This window comes from Pseudomonas sp. URMO17WK12:I9 (assembly GCF_900230165.1).
GTDB classification, from domain to species: Bacteria; Pseudomonadota; Gammaproteobacteria; order Pseudomonadales; family Pseudomonadaceae; genus Aquipseudomonas; species Aquipseudomonas fulva.
Genome location: NZ_OCMQ01000001.1, coordinates 450,183 through 466,146 on the forward strand (window position 1 = coordinate 450,183; position 15,964 = coordinate 466,146).

The 15,964-nt window shown below is 62.7% G+C and carries 14 protein-coding genes; 13 read left to right on the forward strand and 1 reads right to left on the reverse strand.

All coding sequences use genetic code 11. The features are described 5' to 3' along the window. The first annotated feature begins 18 nt into the window (after positions 1–18). The 12 genes from CRP40_RS02040 (at position 19) to astE (ending at position 12,006) form a co-directional block, all read left to right on the forward strand. Complete coding sequence (locus CRP40_RS02040; protein WP_027915913.1) at positions 19–804, forward strand: ABC transporter substrate-binding protein; 786 nt, start codon at positions 19–21, stop codon at positions 802–804. 88 nt (positions 805–892) lie between these two features. Continuing rightward, positions 893–1,582: an ABC transporter permease gene (locus tag CRP40_RS02045; RefSeq protein ID WP_023533806.1), complete on the forward strand. Its 690-nt coding sequence runs from the start codon at positions 893–895 to the stop codon at positions 1,580–1,582. Then, positions 1,579–2,277, forward strand: coding sequence for an ABC transporter permease (locus tag CRP40_RS02050; RefSeq protein WP_023533799.1), 699 nt, complete (start codon positions 1,579–1,581; stop codon positions 2,275–2,277). The genes CRP40_RS02045 and CRP40_RS02050 overlap by 4 nt, the downstream gene beginning before the upstream one ends. A gap of 22 nt (positions 2,278–2,299) precedes the next feature. Further along, complete coding sequence (locus CRP40_RS02055; RefSeq protein WP_027915914.1) at positions 2,300–3,064, forward strand: ATP-binding cassette domain-containing protein; 765 nt, start codon at positions 2,300–2,302, stop codon at positions 3,062–3,064. Between the two features lie 98 nt (positions 3,065–3,162). Continuing rightward, positions 3,163–4,143: a transcriptional regulator ArgR gene (gene argR, locus CRP40_RS02060; RefSeq protein ID WP_023533814.1), complete on the forward strand. Its 981-nt coding sequence runs from the start codon at positions 3,163–3,165 to the stop codon at positions 4,141–4,143. Between the two features lie 238 nt (positions 4,144–4,381). Continuing rightward, entirely contained in the window at positions 4,382–5,602 is a 1,221-nt protein-coding gene (locus tag CRP40_RS02065; RefSeq protein WP_027915915.1) for an aspartate aminotransferase family protein, read from the forward strand. Between the two features lie 129 nt (positions 5,603–5,731). Then, positions 5,732–6,751, forward strand: a complete 1,020-nt coding sequence (aruF, locus tag CRP40_RS02070) for an arginine/ornithine succinyltransferase subunit alpha (protein ID WP_027915916.1) — start codon at positions 5,732–5,734, stop codon at positions 6,749–6,751. A 69-nt stretch (positions 6,752–6,820) separates the two neighbouring features. Next, positions 6,821–7,849 carry an arginine N-succinyltransferase gene (astA, locus tag CRP40_RS02075; protein WP_023533743.1) on the forward strand — a complete coding sequence of 343 codons (1,029 nt, stop codon included), beginning with the start codon at positions 6,821–6,823 and terminating at the stop codon, positions 7,847–7,849. After that, complete coding sequence (astD, locus tag CRP40_RS02080; protein WP_027915917.1) at positions 7,850–9,313, forward strand: succinylglutamate-semialdehyde dehydrogenase; 1,464 nt, start codon at positions 7,850–7,852, stop codon at positions 9,311–9,313. Positions 9,314–9,333: 20 nt separating this feature from the next. Beyond that, on the forward strand, positions 9,334–10,683 hold the full coding sequence (astB, locus tag CRP40_RS02085) for an N-succinylarginine dihydrolase (RefSeq protein ID WP_027915918.1): 1,350 nt from the start codon (positions 9,334–9,336) through the stop codon (positions 10,681–10,683). Between the two features lie 13 nt (positions 10,684–10,696). Then, the gene (locus CRP40_RS02090) at positions 10,697–10,987 is read left to right on the forward strand and encodes a type IIA topoisomerase (DNA gyrase/topo II, topoisomerase IV), A subunit (protein ID WP_023533754.1); all 291 of its coding nucleotides are present in this window, start codon (positions 10,697–10,699) and stop codon (positions 10,985–10,987) included. An 11-nt stretch (positions 10,988–10,998) separates the two neighbouring features. After that, positions 10,999–12,006 carry a succinylglutamate desuccinylase gene (astE, locus tag CRP40_RS02095; RefSeq protein ID WP_027915919.1) on the forward strand — a complete coding sequence of 336 codons (1,008 nt, stop codon included), beginning with the start codon at positions 10,999–11,001 and terminating at the stop codon, positions 12,004–12,006. 3 nt (positions 12,007–12,009) lie between these two features. On the opposite strand, the gene CRP40_RS02100 is transcribed toward astE, so the two are convergent. Then, positions 12,010–12,843, reverse strand: coding sequence for a hypothetical protein (locus CRP40_RS02100; RefSeq protein WP_027915920.1), 834 nt, complete (start codon positions 12,841–12,843; stop codon positions 12,010–12,012). 395 nt (positions 12,844–13,238) lie between these two features. Here CRP40_RS02100 and alaS point away from each other — a divergent pair, with 395 nt between their 5' ends. Further along, positions 13,239–15,863, forward strand: a complete 2,625-nt coding sequence (gene alaS, locus CRP40_RS02105) for an alanine--tRNA ligase (protein ID WP_027915921.1) — start codon at positions 13,239–13,241, stop codon at positions 15,861–15,863. Positions 15,864–15,964 lie beyond the last annotated feature (101 nt).

A 15,964-nucleotide genomic window follows, 5' to 3' on the forward strand; every position in this document is an offset into this window, starting at 1 on the left:
TACCGATGGAGTTACCTGATGAAGAAGCTCGCACTGCTTGGCGCCCTGGCGCTGTCCGTGTTTTCCCTGGTATCGCAGGCCGATGAAAAACCGCTGAAAATCGGTATCGAAGCGGCTTACCCTCCCTTCGCTTTCAAGCAGCCCGATGGCAGCATCGCCGGCTTCGACTACGACATCGGCAATGCCCTGTGCGAAGAGATGAAAGCCAAGTGCACCTGGGTCGAGCAGGAGTTCGACGGCCTGATTCCTGCGCTCAAGGTGCGCAAGATCGACGCCATCCTGTCTTCGATGTCCATCACCGAGGACCGCAAGAAGTCGGTGGACTTCACCAAGCGTTACTACCTCACCCCGGCGCGTCTGGTCATGAAGGAGGGTACCGCGGTTACCGACAGCCTCGATGAGCTCAAGGGCAAGAAGATTGGCGTGCAGCGTGGCTCGATCCACGATCGCTTCGCCAAGGAAGTGCTCGCGCCCAAAGGGGCCACCGTGGTGCCTTACGGCACCCAGAACGAAATCTACCTCGACGTGGCGGCTGGCCGCCTGGACGGCACCGTGGCCGATGCCACCCTGTTGGAAGATGGCTTCCTCAAGACCGATGCCGGCAAGGGCTTCGCGTTCGTCGGTCCGGCCTTCACCGACGTGAAGTACTTCGGTGACGGCGTCGGCATTGCCGTGCGCAAGGGTGACAAGGCCAACGTCGATCGTATCAATGCGGCCATCGATGCCATCCGTGCCAACGGCAAGTACAAAGAGATCGAGAAGAAATACTTCAACTTCGACATCTACGGCCCAGACGCGAACTGAGTCAGCCGTCAACCGCTGTGCAATGGTGCAAACAGCAGGAGCGCTGAGGTTTGCACCATTTTTCATTCTCTAGGTCGAGGACCTCAACATGTTGAAAGGCTACGGGGCAGTCATCCTCGATGGGGCGTGGCTGACGCTACAGCTCGCCCTTTCGTCGATGGCCCTGGCCATCGTGCTCGGCCTGATCGGCGTGGCACTGCGCTTGTCGCCGGTGCGCTGGCTGGCCTGGCTGGGCGACCTGTATTCCACGGTCATTCGCGGCATACCGGATCTGGTACTGATCCTGCTGATCTTCTATGGCGGGCAGGACATCATCAATCGCGTGGCGCCGCTGGTGGGCTACGACGACTACATCGACCTGAACCCGCTGCTGGCAGGTATCGGGACGCTGGGCTTCATTTTCGGCGCCTACCTCTCGGAAACGTTCCGGGGTGCATTCCTGGGCATTCCAAAAGGCCAGGCCGAGGCGGGTGTCGCCTACGGCATGAATGCCCGGCAGGTGTTCTTCCGCATCCAGGTGCCGCAAATGATTCGCCTGGCGATTCCAGGTTTTACCAACAACTGGCTGGTGCTGACCAAGGCCACGGCGTTGATTTCGGTGGTCGGCCTGCAGGACATGATGTTCAAGGCCAAGCAGGCGGCCGATGCCACCCGTGAACCCTTCACCTTCTTCCTGGCAGTGGCCGCCTTGTACCTGGTGCTGACCAGTGTCTCGCTGCTGGCGCTGAAGTATCTGGAGCGCCGCTACTCGGTGGGTGTCAAGGTGACCGAACTATGATCTTCGACTACAACGTGGTCTGGGAAGCGTTGCCGATGTATTTCGACGGCCTGCTCACCACCCTCAAGCTGCTGGCGGTCTCGTTGTTCTTCGGCTTGCTGGCGGCCATTCCGCTGGGCTTGATGCGCGTGTCAAAGCGCCCGTGGGTCAACCTGCCGGCCTGGCTGTACACCTACGTCATTCGTGGCACGCCCATGCTGGTGCAGCTGTTCCTGATCTACTACGGCCTGGCCCAGTTCGAAGCCGTGCGGGCCAGCGTGTTCTGGCCCTTGCTGTCCAGCGCGACCTTCTGCGCGTGCCTGGCCTTCGCCATCAACACCAGTGCCTACACCGCCGAGATCGTTGCCGGCAGCCTCAAGGCCACGCCCCACGGCGAGATCGAGGCGGCCAAGGCCATGGGCATGTCGCGCATGAAGATGTACCGACGCATCCTGCTGCCGTCTGCGCTGCGCCGTGCGCTGCCGCAATACAGCAATGAAGTGATCATGATGCTGCAAACCACCAGCCTGGCATCGATCGTGACCCTGATCGACATCACAGGTGCCGCACGCACGGTCAATGCTCAGTACTACCTGCCTTTCGAGGCCTACATCACGGCGGGCGTGTTCTACCTGTGCCTGACCTTCATCCTGGTGCGCCTGTTCAAGATGGCCGAACGCCGCTGGCTCGGCTACCTGGCGCCGCGCAAGCACTGACCGCTCTGTGAGAATCGACAGCATGTACAAACTCCAAGTCCAAGACCTGCACAAGCGCTACGGCAGCCACGAGGTCCTCAAGGGTGTTTCTCTGGCGGCCAAGGCAGGCGATGTCATCAGCATCATCGGCTCCAGTGGCTCGGGCAAGTCCACCTTCCTGCGCTGCATCAATCTGCTGGAGCAGCCCCATGCGGGCAAGATACTGCTCAACAACGAAGAGCTGAAACTGACCCCCGGCAAGGATGGCGCACTCAAGGCAGCCGATGCGCGCCAACTGCAACGCATGCGCTCGCGCCTGGCGATGGTGTTCCAGCATTTCAACCTGTGGTCGCACATGACGGCGCTGGAGAACATCATCGAAGCGCCGGTGCATGTGCTGGGGGTCAGCCGCAAGGAGGCGCTTGAGAAGGCCGAGCACTACCTTGAGAAGGTCGGGGTCGCCCACCGCAAGGATGCCTTCCCAGGCCACATGTCCGGTGGCGAACAGCAGCGGGTGGCCATTGCACGGGCGCTGGCCGTTGAACCTGAGGTCATGCTGTTCGACGAACCGACCTCGGCCCTGGACCCTGAGCTGGTCGGCGATGTGCTCAAGGTGATGCAGGCATTGGCCCAGGAAGGCCGGACCATGGTGGTGGTAACCCACGAAATGGGCTTTGCCCGCGAGGTGTCGAACCAGTTGGTGTTCCTGCACAAGGGTCTGGTCGAGGAGACCGGCTGCCCACGCGAGGTGCTGGCCAACCCGCGTTCGGAACGCCTGAAGCAGTTCCTGTCCGGCAGCCTGAAGTAAAAGCTGCTTTTCTGCACCACGATAGGGCATGCTGCGTGTCACGCGCAGCCTGACCCGGCGCATCGAATCGAACGATCTCAGGTTTCGGACCTTACCCTATGACCACCCAGCGAATCGGTTTTCTCATCTGGCCCAGCACCCGGCCACTGACCCTGGCGCTGGCCGAAGAAGTCCTGCAGGTGGCGCAGCGGGTCCATCCCGATGTGGTGTACGAAACACTGTTCCTGCAGGCCGAAGCCCCGGTCGAAGGCAGCTGGCGCATGCCGGGCGAGCCCTGGAACGGGCGCCTGGAAGGGTGCCACAAGCTGTTTCTGATGGCCGATGAAGCGCCGGGCAACATCGGGGCTGGCCTGTCGACAGCGCTCAAGCAATTGGCCCGAAGCGGCTGCATGATTGGCGGGTTGTCTGCCGGGGTCTATCCACTGGCCATGCTCGGCCTGCTCGATGGCTATCGCGCGGCCGTGCATTGGCGCTGGCAGGACGATTTTGCCGAGCGGTTCCCCAAGGTCATCGCCACCAGCCACCTGTTCGATTGGGACCGCGATCGCCTGACGGCCTGCGGCGGCATGGCGGTAACCGACCTGTTGCTGGCAGTGCTGGCCCGGGACCATGGCGCTGAGCTGGCAGGCGCGGTGTCCGAGGAACTGGTGGTCGAGCGTATTCGCGAGGGCGGTGAGCGCCAGCGCATTCCGCTGCAGAACCGGCTGGGCTCGAGCCACCCCAAGCTCACTCAGGCAGTGCTGTTGATGGAAGCCAACATCGAGGAGCCGCTGACCACCGATGAAATTGCCCAGCATGTCTGCGTGTCACGGCGACAGCTCGAGCGCATCTTCAAACAGTACCTGAGCCGGGTGCCGAGCCAGTATTACCTGGAGCTGCGCCTGAACAAGGCACGGCAGATGCTGATGCAGACCAGCAAGTCCATCATCCAGATAGGCCTGTCGTGCGGCTTCTCCTCCGGCCCGCATTTCTCCAGCGCCTACCGCAACTTCTTTGGCGCCACGCCCCGTGAAGACCGCAATCAGCGACGCAACAGCAGCCCGTTCGAACTGAGCTCCGCGCCGGCTGAAAAAGGCTAGTCGACGTGTCAGCGCGGCCGGGCTGCACAACTAGGTGAACACCCGTTCACCCAGCTTCTTCTCTGCCGTACACTGCGCGATTGCGACAGTGTTTGTCGCATTGCCGAAAGCCCGCCCGAATGCCGGTTTTGCGCTGTAACAAGTTGTCGCTTGGCCGCAAGGCCACGCGTTCTTCGTTCCTTACAATCCCCCCATCGCTCGCCACTTTCAGGTCAGCGATCCTCTTCAGGAGACTCAGATGTCCGTTGAGCAAGCCCCGGTGCTACGTGCCGATTTCGATCAGGTCATGGTCCCCAACTATTCCCCGGCGGCCTTCATTCCTGTGCGAGGCGAGGGCTCCCGTGTCTGGGACCAGACTGGCCGCGAATTGATCGACTTTGCCGGTGGCATCGCCGTCAATGCACTGGGTCATTGCCATCCGGCTTTGGTCAAGGCACTGACCGATCAGGCCAATACCCTGTGGCATGTATCCAACGTCTTCACCAACGAGCCGGCCCTGCGCCTGGCTCACAAACTGGTAGAGGCCACGTTTGCCGATCGCGCGTTCTTCTGCAATTCCGGCGCCGAATCCAACGAGGCGGCGTTCAAGTTGGCCCGCCGGGTAGCCCATGATCGCTTCGGCCCTGAAAAGCACGAGATCATCGCAACGCTCAACAGCTTCCACGGCCGCACGTTGTTTACCGTGAGCGTGGGTGGTCAGCCAAAATATTCCGATGGTTTCGGGCCCAAAATCACCGGGATCAGCCACGTGCCCTACAACGACCTGGAAGCGTTGAAAGCGCAGATTTCCGACAAGACCTGCGCTGTCGTGATCGAGCCGATCCAGGGTGAAAGCGGTGTGGTCCCGGCTGACAAGGCCTATCTGGAAGGCGCGCGCGCCTTGTGCGACCAGCACAATGCCTTGCTGATATTCGATGAAGTACAGACCGGTGTCGGTCGTACCGGGTCGCTGTACGCCTACCAGCACTACGGCGTGACGCCCGACATCCTGACCAGCGCCAAGAGCCTGGGCGGCGGCTTCCCGATTGGCGCCATGCTCACCACCAATGACCTGGCCAAGCACCTGGCTGTCGGCACCCACGGTACGACTTACGGGGGCAACCCGCTGGGCTGCGCGGTGGCCTGCGCCGTGCTGGATGTGATCAACACCCCGCAGACCCTGGCGGGCATCAAGGCCAAGCACGAACGATTCAAGGCCCGTCTGGAGCAGATCGGTCGTGACAATGGGCTGTTCAGTCATGTCCGCGGCGTGGGCCTGCTGATCGGTTGTGTGCTTTCCGAGGCCTGGCAGGGCAAGGCCAAGGACGTGCTCAATGCCGCCGAGAAAGAAGGCGTCATGGTGTTGCAGGCAGGGCCTGACGTGGTGCGTTTTGCCCCTAGCCTGGTTGTCGAAGATGCCGACATCGAGGAAGGCCTGCAGCGCTTCGAACGTGCCGTGGTCACCTTGACCCAAGGCTGAGCCGGCTCGCAGGGTTGGCGCCGCGCCGGTTGCGACACCGGCCGGTGAGCCCGGATTCCAACGCAGGCGCCTGGCGCCTGCCTTTTTCACGCGCCGCCATTGGCAGCGCGTTTTCCAAGGAGTGACACCATGCTGGTGATGCGCCCGGCGCAAATGGCTGATCTGAACGAAGTGCAGCGAATGGCTGCGGACAGCCCCATTGGTGTCACCTCGTTGCCGGACGACAGCGCTCGGCTGGGCGACAAGATCGCCGCCTCCGAAACTTCCTTCGCCGCCGAGGTGAGCTTCAACGGCGAGGAACGCTACTTCTTCGTACTCGAAGACAGTGAGACCGGCAAGCTGGCTGGCTGCTCGGCCATCGTTGCCTCGGCAGGCTATTCCGAGCCTTTCTACAGTTTTCGTAACGAAACCTTCGTTCACGCCTCGCGGGAACTGAAGATCCACAACAAGATTCACGTCCTGTCGCTGTGTCACGATTTGACCGGCAACAGTTTGCTGACCAGCTTCTACGTGCTGCCCGAGCTTGTGGGCAGTGGGTGGGCCGAACTCAATTCCCGGGGTCGCCTGTTGTTCATGGCATCGCACCCCGAGCGGTTCGCCGAGTCGGTTGTGACGGAAATCGTAGGCTTCAGCGACGAGCAGGGCGAGTCGCCTTTCTGGGACGCCATCGGGCGCAACTTCTTCGACTTGAGCTACGCCGATGCCGAGCGCCTGTGCGGCCTCAAAAGCCGCACGTTCCTGGCTGAACTGATGCCCCATTACCCTATCTACGTGCCGTTGCTGCCTGACGCTGCGCAGGAAGCCATGGGCCAGGTGCACCCGCGGGCGCAGATCACCTTCGACATCCTCATGCGCGAAGGCTTCGAAACCGAGCACTACATCGACATCTTCGATGGCGGCCCGACCCTGCATGCCCGTACCTCCGGTATTCGTTCGATTGCACAAAGCCGCGTGGCGCCCGTGAAAGTCGAGCCGGTGGCGGCCCGCGGCACGCGGCCGTACCTGGTCTGCAATGGCCAGCTGCAAGATTACCGTGCCGTGCTGGTGGAATTGGACTGGGTACCTGGCAAGCCCGTCAGCCTGAGCCAGGAGGTGGCCGACGCCCTGGGCGTGGGCGAGGGTGCCAGTGTGCGGCTGGTCGCGGCCTGAGCGCCGACCGCCATCTTGCAGGATTAGCAGAGTTTCGCGCCGGTTGATGCCGCCGCACAAGGAGATAGCATGATCGTTCGTCCTGTACGCAGCAGCGACCTGCCTGCGTTGATCGAATTGGCACGCAGCACCGGCACCACGGGGCTGACCACGCTGCCTGCCAACGAGGAACGCCTGGAGCATCGCGTAGGGTGGGCGGAAAAGAGCTTTCGCGGTGAAGCCGAGCGCGGTGATACCGACTACCTCTTCGTGCTGGAAAACGACGAAGGGCTGGTCGTGGGCATCAGTGCAATCGCTGGCGCCGTAGGCTTGCGCGAGCCTTGGTACAACTACCGCGTCGGGCTCACCGTCAGTGCGTCCCAGGAATTGAAGATCTACCGCGAGATACCCACGCTGTTCCTGGCCAACGACCTGACCGGCAATTCCGAGCTGTGCTCGCTGTTCCTGCGCCATGACTACCGCTCAGGGCTCAATGGTCGGCTGTTGTCCCGGGCGCGCATGCTGTTCATCGCCGAGTTTCCCGAGCTGTTCGGTCAGAAGATCATGGCGGAGATGCGTGGCATGTCCGATGCCCAGGGGCGCTCGCCGTTCTGGGAAAGCCTGGGGCGCCACTTCTTCAAGATGGAGTTCAGCCAGGCCGACTACCTGACGGGTGTGGGCAACAAGTCTTTCATCGCCGAGCTGATGCCCAGGTTCCCGCTTTACACCTGCTTCCTGTCCGAAGCGGCGCGCAGCGTGATCGGCCGGGTGCATGCCGACACCGAGCCAGCATTGGCCATGCTCAAGCAGGAAGGCTTCACCTATCAGGGGTACGTGGACATTTTCGACGCAGGGCCTGCCATCGAATGCGACACGGCCCGCATCCGCGCGGTACGCGACAGCCAGACACTGGTACTGGCCATCGGTACGCCTGGTGAGGATGCCACGCCCTTCATCATCCACAACCGTAAGCGCGACGACTGCCGCATCACGGCCGCCCCGGCTCGGCTGGCGGCGGGCACCTTGGTGGTCGACCCGCTGACGGCCAAGCGCCTGCGCATGGGTGCAGGCGACAACGTGCGGGCCGTGCCCCTGTCGGCCGCCCGGGAGGGCCAGTAAATGACCACGCATTACATCGGCGGTAACTGGGTAGCAGGGCGCGGCGAGCACCTGGCATCGCTCAACCCGGTGAGCCAGGCGACCGTCTGGCAAGGTCAAGGGGCTGATGCAGGCCAGGTGCGGACTGCCGTACAGGCCGCGCGCCAGGCGTTCCCCGCCTGGGCGCACATGAGCCTGCAGGGGCGCATCGAGGTGCTTGAACAGTTTGCCGCGCAGCTAAAACAGCATGCCGACGCGCTGGCCTATTGCATTGGTGAGGAAACCGGCAAGCCCTTGTGGGAATCGGCTACCGAAGTCACCAGCATGATCAACAAGGTGGCGATCTCGGTGCAGAGCTACCGTGAACGCACCGGCGAGAAGAGCGGCCCACTGGCTGACGCCACTGCAGTGCTGCGGCACAAGCCACATGGCGTGGTGGCGGTATTCGGGCCTTACAACTTCCCCGGTCATTTGCCGAACGGGCATATCGTCCCGGCGCTGCTGGCTGGCAACTGCGTAGTGTTCAAGCCCAGTGAGCTGACGCCCAAGGTGGCCGAGCTGACCGTCAATTGCTGGATTGCCGCCGGCCTGCCTACCGGGGTGTTGAACCTGGTGCAAGGGGGGCGTGACACGGGTGTGGCCTTGGCCGCCGACCCTGGCATCGATGGCTTGTTCTTCACGGGCTCCAGTGGTACCGGCCATCTGCTGCACCAGCAGTTCGCCGGCCGCCCCGACAAGATTCTGGCCCTGGAGATGGGCGGGAACAATGCGCTGGTGGTGGACGAGGTCCAGGACCTCGACGCTGCGGTCTACACCATCGTTCAGTCGGCGTTCATTTCGGCCGGCCAGCGCTGCACCTGCGCGCGCCGACTGCTGGTGCCGCAGGGCCCATGGGGCGATCAGTTGCTGGCGCGGCTGGTTCAGGTGAGCCGCACCCTGGCCGTGGGCGCTTTCGATCAGCAACCAGCCCCATTCATGGGCTCGGTGATTTCCCTGCAGGCGGCGCACGCGCTGCTGGCCGCCCAGGCCGAGCTGATCGCCGGGGGCGGCGTCAGCTTGCTGGAGATGACGCAGCCGCAGCATGACGCCGCCTTGCTGACCCCGGGTATCGTCGATGTCACGGACGTGGCACCGCGCAAGGACGAGGAGTTTTTCGGGCCGCTGTTGCAGGTGCTGCGCTACCCCGATTTCGAGGCGGCCATTGCCGAAGCCAACAACACCCGCTATGGCCTGGCTGCCGGGTTGCTCAGCGACTCCCAGGCCCGCTACGAGCATTTCTGGCTCCACAGCCGCGCAGGCATCGTCAACTGGAACCGCCAGCTTACCGGCGCTGCCAGCAGCGCGCCGTTCGGTGGGGTGGGCGCCAGTGGCAATCACCGGGCAAGCGCCTACTACGCAGCCGACTACTGCGCCTACCCCGTCGCGTCGCTGGAGGCCACCGGCCTGACCTTGCCGGCAACCCTGGCGCCGGGCGTCACACTATAACGATGGTCGGAGCCTTGCCGATGAAAGCATACGAAGTGAATTTTGACGGCCTGGTGGGGCCCACCCACAACTACGGTGGCCTGTCCTACGGCAACGTGGCCTCTCAAAGTAACAGCCACCAGGGGTCCAACCCGCGCGAAGCGGCGCGCCAGGGGCTGGCGAAGATGAAGGCGCTGGCCGACCTTGGCTTCCAGCAAGGGGTGCTGGCGCCTCAGGAGCGCCCCGATGTGGCCGCACTGCGCCAGCTTGGCTTCGCCGGCACCGATGCCCAGGTGATCCAGCGCGCCGCACGGGAGGCCATGCCGTTGCTGGTGGCCAGTTGCTCAGCGTCGAGCATGTGGGTGGCCAACGCCGCGACAGTCAGCCCCAGCGCCGACACGGCCGATGGACGGGTGCACTTCACTGCCGCCAACCTCAACTGCAAATACCATCGCAGTATCGAGCACCCCACCACCAGCCGCGTGCTGGCAGCGATGTTCAGGGACGAGGCGCATTTCAGCCACCATCCCGCCTTGCCGGGCGTCGCCCAATTCGGCGATGAGGGCGCCGCGAACCACACGCGGTTCTGCCACGATTATGGGCAGGCTGGGGTCGAATTTTTCGTCTATGGCCGCAGTGCCTTCGACAACCGTTACCCCGCTCCGCAGAAGTACCCAGCCCGCCAGACCCTCGAGGCGTCCCAGGCCGTGGCCCGCCTGCACGGGCTCAGCGCCGACGCGGTGGTCTATGCTCAGCAGAACCCCGCTGTGATCGATCAAGGTGTGTTTCACAACGATGTGATCGCGGTCGGTAATGGGGAGGTGCTGTTCTACCATGAGGATGCGTTTCTCGACACCGAGGCCGTGCTCACCGAGCTTCGCATCAAGCTGGCCGCCAAGGGCGGTGAGTTGCAGGCCATTTGCGTGCCGCGTGCCACCGTATCGGTAGAAGATGCCGTGCGCTCCTACCTGTTCAATAGCCAGTTGCTCAGCCGCGACGATGGGTCGATGCTGCTGGTGGTGCCGGAAGAGTGCCGCAACAATGAGCGGGTCTGGGCGTATCTGCAGCAGCTTACCCGCCTGGGCACGGCGGTGCGGGAGGTGCAGGTGTTCGACCTCAAGCAGAGCATGCAAAACGGCGGCGGGCCGGCTTGCCTGCGCCTTCGCGTGGCCTTGAACGAAACGGAACTGGCGGCGGTGAACCAAGGCGTTATCATGAGCGCCCCGTTGTACGAGACACTGCTGCAGTGGGTCGATCGGCACTACCGCGACCGTCTGGTCGACGCTGACCTGGCCGATCCGCTGTTGTTGCAGGAGTGCCGTACGGCACTGGACGAATTGACCCAGATACTCAAGTTGGGCTCGGTATACCCGTTCCAACGCCAACCTTGAAGAGAGAATTGCAATGACCGACGCCCTGCGCCTGATCCTGGAAGATGAAGACGGCACTCAGCTGGAAACTTCGTGCACGCGCTTTGCCGTGATGTGGCAAGGCAAGGAAGTATGGATCCAGCAGGACGGCCGTGGCCAACTGCTGATCGGGGTGGATGTGGAGGAGGGCGATGCCGAGTATGCCAACCTGCTGCTGCGCCCCCTGGCGACCAACCTGGTCAGCCTGCAACTGGAAATGGAGCCGGCCGACGTGGGCGAAGACGACGACCACGTTCACGGCCCGGACTGCGGCCACCATCACTGAGGACGCCCGCCATGCTCGCCCTTGGCAAACTGCTTGAGCTGACCCTCACCGGCCATGAACCGGCCGAGAAGACCCAAGTGACGTCCAGGGGCGTGCGCCTTCGCTGGCTGGGGCAGGGTGCCCTGGAAGTGAGCCCCAGCGCCGCTGACGACTGCGGCCTGGACCTGTTGCTGTCTGCAGGTATCCACGGCAACGAGACGGCCCCGATCGAGTTGCTCGAACGTTTGCTGCATGGCGTTGCGCGCGGGGATATCGTGCCCAGGGCGCGCGTGCTGTTCCTGTTCGGCAACCCGGCGGCCATCATCAAGGGTGAGCGGTTCATCGAACAGGACATCAACCGCCTGTTCAATGGCCGCCACGAGCAGTCCAGCGGGCCGGAGGCGTTGCGCGCTGCGGAGCTCGAACAGTTCGCACGGGTCTTCTTCAGCAAGCCTGGGCGTAGTCGCCTGCACTACGACCTGCACACGGCCATTCGAGGCTCCAGGATCGAGCAGTTCGCGCTGTATCCCTTCAAGCAAGGACGTGCGCATTCCCGGCGCGAACTGGCCCGCCTGGCAGCAGCGGGCATGGAGGCGGTACTGCTGCAGTGCAAGCCTTCAATCACGTTCAGTGCGTTTACCTACGAGCAGCTCGACGCCGAGGCCTTTACCCTTGAGCTGGGCAAGGCCCGCCCCTTTGGCCAGAACGACGCGGTGAATCTCGACAAGCTCGAAGCCCGGCTAGTGCGCATCCTTCAAGCCACCGAGCCCGATGACGACGTGTCGCTTGAGGGGTTGCAGTTGTTCAGCGTGGCGCGTGAGGTCATCAAGCACAGCGATGGTTTCCGCTTGCACCTGCCAGCAGACATCCAGAATTTCTCCCCGCTGAACAAGGGCTACCTGCTGGCCGATGACCTTGCCGGCGTGCGCTGGGTGATCGAAGAGGAGGGCGCACGGATCATCTTCCCCAACCCCAAGGTTCGCAATGGCCTCAGGGCGGGCATCATCGTGGTACCTGATGACGGTGAAAACCTGGCCTGAGCCCTAGATGTCGATATCCAGAGCCGGTACCAGTACGCTTGGGGTCAAGGCTTCGTATGCGTCCTGCAGCAGCCTGGCAAGTGCAGTCAGGCCGTCCAGGCCCTTGGCTTGGTAAGGGTCGTACAGTACAGCGGTGTAGGCACCGGGTAGCAAATGGGCGTATCTGGCTGGGATGACGCGGCTCAGGTCGAAGCCTGGTCCCTGCTGCGCCGGGCCTGCATGGCATTGCATGAGCACGATGTCGGGCACATCGGCATAGCCCTGGCGGGCAGCATCCAATGCCCTCTTCAACTCTGGGTAACCCGACAGCAGTGCGAGCTGCTCATACACCCGGTTCTGGAACTGCGGTGTGCCGTAGATGAACAGGTGGTCGATGGCAGTGGTTTCGAACCGCGCATCAGCGCTGGCATTGGCATCCACGCGCAGTGTGCCGTCGGCGTTATCGGCCAGCCCCGCTGGAATCTCCTGGCCACTGAACAGCAGATGCACACGCTGATCGGGTGTGGACCTGTTCAGTCTCAGCGGCACGCCGTCTATTTCCAGATCCAGGCCGCATTCCTGGTTCAGGCTAACGTTCACCGTATCGAGCCAGACCTGGACTTCATCGACGGTGCCTACCTTCACGTTGTCGTCGAATGCCTCGATCACCCTTCGTTGGATGTTGAGCTGGCCAGCCGAATAGAGTTTGTACAGCTCGTAATCAAAGTAGACGCGAGACCCCAGACGTTCTTCGCCGTCTGTAGTGTCGTAGGCTAACGCTTCGTCCAGTTCCCCGAAGCTCAAGCGCTCACTATTGTCGCCGCCGTCGATATTGACGGTTTGGGTTACTGCAGTCATGGGCATGATCTCCTGTTCAAGAGCATTCACGCTAAGGCTGCCGGGCTTGCTGGGTGCGGTAGTTATTTAGGCTTGGCCGACGCTGTATTCAATGAGCCGGTGATGCGCAGGGGTGCGTGGCTAATTCTGCCAGGACGCTGATTCCCGGGGCTCAGGCCGCCTGTCGGGGATACCGGTTGCAGGCAACGGTTTCAGGAGTTGCCAGTTGGGAAGCCGGGGATTTAGCATCAGGCGTGATGAATGATTGATGCGTTTGACGCTGCCAATAGCCGATTCGGCCATTTCAATAGCACAAACTCACTGCACCAAGCCTGCAGGCCCGATATAATGCGGCCCTTTGCCGTCGTTTCGTCGACGCTTTGCCCTGATGGGCCGCCGTTTCCGTGGAAGATCCTATGAAAAGCGCAGAAATCCGTGAAGCCTTCCTTCGCTTCTTCGAAGAACAGGGGCATACCCGAGTCGCGTCCAGTTCGCTGATTCCGAACAACGACCCGACCCTGTTGTTCACCAATGCCGGCATGAACCAGTTCAAGGACTGTTTCCTCGGAGCGGAGAAGCGCGCCTATACCCGTGCTGTCAGCAGCCAGAAGTGCGTGCGCGCCGGTGGCAAGCACAATGACCTGGAAAACGTCGGTTACACCGCACGTCACCATACCTTCTTCGAAATGCTGGGCAACTTCAGCTTCGGTGATTATTTCAAGCGCGACGCCATCACCTTCGCCTGGACCTTTCTGACGTCGGAGAAGTGGCTGAACCTGCCCAAGGACAAGCTCTGGGTCACGGTCTATGCCACCGACGACGAAGCCTACGATATCTGGACCAAGGAAGTGGGCGTGCCGGCCGAGCGCATGGTCCGCATCGGCGACAACAAGGGCGCACCCTACGCGTCGGACAACTTCTGGACCATGGGCGACACAGGCCCATGCGGGCCGTGCACCGAGATCTTCTATGACCACGGCGCAGACATCTGGGGTGGCCCGCCCGGGTCGCCCGAAGAAGACGGCGACCGTTACATCGAGATCTGGAACAACGTGTTCATGCAGTTCAACCGTACCGCCGACGGCGTGCTGCACCCGCTGCCGGCGCCGTCGGTCGATACCGGCATGGGCCTGGAGCGCATCAGCGCCGTGCTGCAGCACGTGCATTCGAACTACGAGATCGACCTGTTCCAGAACCTGCTGTCAGCGGCGGCCACGGCCATCGGTTGCACCAACGAGGGGCAGGCCTCGCTGAAAGTGGTGGCCGACCACATCCGCTCCTGCGGCTTCCTGATTGCCGACGGCGTGTTGCCTTCGAACGAAGGCCGTGGCTATGTGCTGCGCCGCATCATTCGTCGTGCTTGCCGTCACGGCAACAAGCTGGGCGCCAAGGGCAGCTTCTTCTACCAGATCGTCGCCGCGCTGGTCGCCGAGATGGGTGAAGCGTTCCCGGAGTTGGGTAGCCAGCAGGCGCACATCGAACGTGTGCTCAAGGCCGAAGAAGAACAGTTCGCCAAGACACTTGAGCAGGGTCTGCGGATTCTCGAGCAGGACCTGGCCCAGTTGCAGGGCAGCGTGGTGCCGGGCGATGTGGTGTTCAAGCTCTATGACACCTACGGCTTCCCCATGGACCTGACGGCCGACATCGCCCGTGAGCGCGAGCTCACCATCGACGAGGCCGGTTTCGAGCGTGAAATGGAAGCCCAGCGCGAACGTGCACGCTCTGCCAGCGCGTTCGGCATGGACTACAACAGCCTGGTCAAGGTCGACAGTGCGACCGAGTTCCTGGGTTATGAGGCCACCGAAGCCTCGGCCAGGATCATCGCGCTGTACCACGATGGCCAGCCTGTGGACCAACTGGGCGAAGGCCAGGAAGGTGTGATCGTGCTCGATCGCACCCCGTTCTACGCCGAGTCCGGTGGCCAGGTGGGCGACTCCGGTTACATCCAGGCAGGTTCGGCGCGCTTCGACGTGCGGGACACCACCAAGACCGGTGGCGCCTTCCTGCATCACGGTGTGGTCGCCACCGGTGCGCTGGTCATAGGCTCTCCGGTACAGACCAAGGTCGATGCCGACGTGCAGCACGCCACCGCCCTGAATCACTCGGCGACCCACCTGCTGCATGAAGCCTTGCGACAGGTGCTGGGCGAGCATGTGCAGCAGAAAGGCTCGCTGGTGGACAGCCAACGCCTGCGCTTCGACTTCAGCCACTTCGAAGCGGTGAAGCCTGAGCAACTGAAGGCGCTGGAAGACATCGTCAACCGCGAAGTGCGCCGCAACACGCCTGTGCAAACCGAGTTGACCGACATCGAGACGGCCAAAGCCAAGGGTGCCATGGCCCTGTTCGGCGAGAAATACGGCGATACGGTGCGCGTGCTGACCATGGGTGGCGACTTTTCGGTGGAGCTGTGCGGGGGCATTCATGCCAAGCGCACAGGCGACATCAGTGTCTTCAAGATCATCAGCGAAGGCGGCGTGGCGTCGGGCGTGCGTCGTATCGAGGCCGTGACCGGTGCCGCTGCGCTGGCATATTTGAACGCTGCCGAGGAGCAGGTCAAGGAAGCTGCGCAACTGGTCAAAGGTAACCGCGACAACCTGATCGACAAGCTGTCGGCTGTGCTCGAGCGCAACCGCCAGCTGGAGAAGCAGCTCGAGCAGCTGCAGGCCAAGGCCGCCAGTGCCGCCGGGGATGATCTCTCCAACGCGGCTGTGGCGGTCAAGGGTGCCAAGGTGCTTGCCGCCCGTGTAGACGGGCAGGATGGCAAGGCCTTGCTCGCCCTGGTCGATCAGCTTAAGAACAAGCTCGGCCATGCAGTGATCCTGCTGGGCAGCGAGCATGAGGGCAAGGTCGTGCTGGTGGCCGGCGTGACCAAAGACCTCTCCAGCCAACTCAAGGCTGGCGATCTGATGAAGCAAGCCGCTGCGGCAGTGGGTGGCAAGGGCGGCGGGCGTCCGGACATGGCGCAGGGTGGCGGCGTCGACGTCGCGGCCCTGGATCAGGCCCTGGCGCTGGCCGTGCCGTTCGCAGAGCAGGGACTTTGAGATGAAGGGCAGGGTGGCTTGAGCGCGATTGGCGTTCATGGCCCTGCTGGGGTGAGTTTTCCTGCCCTTCAGGTTGGATTGTTTTTTGGGGCCCTGTATGG

Excerpts from the sequence above, each read along its gene's own strand:
- CRP40_RS02040 (WP_027915913.1), top strand. The coding sequence starts at position 19 with ATGAAGAAGCTCGCACTGCTTGGCGCCCTGGCGCTGTCCGTGTTTTCC.
- CRP40_RS02045 (WP_023533806.1), top strand. The coding sequence starts at position 893 with ATGTTGAAAGGCTACGGGGCAGTCATCCTCGATGGGGCGTGGCTGACG.
- CRP40_RS02050 (WP_023533799.1), top strand. The coding sequence starts at position 1,579 with ATGATCTTCGACTACAACGTGGTCTGGGAAGCGTTGCCGATGTATTTC.
- CRP40_RS02055 (WP_027915914.1), top strand. The coding sequence starts at position 2,300 with ATGTACAAACTCCAAGTCCAAGACCTGCACAAGCGCTACGGCAGCCAC.
- argR (WP_023533814.1), top strand. The coding sequence starts at position 3,163 with ATGACCACCCAGCGAATCGGTTTTCTCATCTGGCCCAGCACCCGGCCA.
- CRP40_RS02065 (WP_027915915.1), top strand. The coding sequence starts at position 4,382 with ATGTCCGTTGAGCAAGCCCCGGTGCTACGTGCCGATTTCGATCAGGTC.
- aruF (WP_027915916.1), top strand. The coding sequence starts at position 5,732 with ATGCTGGTGATGCGCCCGGCGCAAATGGCTGATCTGAACGAAGTGCAG.
- astA (WP_023533743.1), top strand. The coding sequence starts at position 6,821 with ATGATCGTTCGTCCTGTACGCAGCAGCGACCTGCCTGCGTTGATCGAA.
- astD (WP_027915917.1), top strand. The coding sequence starts at position 7,850 with ATGACCACGCATTACATCGGCGGTAACTGGGTAGCAGGGCGCGGCGAG.
- astB (WP_027915918.1), top strand. The coding sequence starts at position 9,334 with ATGAAAGCATACGAAGTGAATTTTGACGGCCTGGTGGGGCCCACCCAC.
- CRP40_RS02090 (WP_023533754.1), top strand. The coding sequence starts at position 10,697 with ATGACCGACGCCCTGCGCCTGATCCTGGAAGATGAAGACGGCACTCAG.
- astE (WP_027915919.1), top strand. The coding sequence starts at position 10,999 with ATGCTCGCCCTTGGCAAACTGCTTGAGCTGACCCTCACCGGCCATGAA.
- CRP40_RS02100 (WP_027915920.1), bottom strand. The coding sequence starts at position 12,843 with ATGACTGCAGTAACCCAAACCGTCAATATCGACGGCGGCGACAATAGT.
- alaS (WP_027915921.1), top strand. The coding sequence starts at position 13,239 with ATGAAAAGCGCAGAAATCCGTGAAGCCTTCCTTCGCTTCTTCGAAGAA.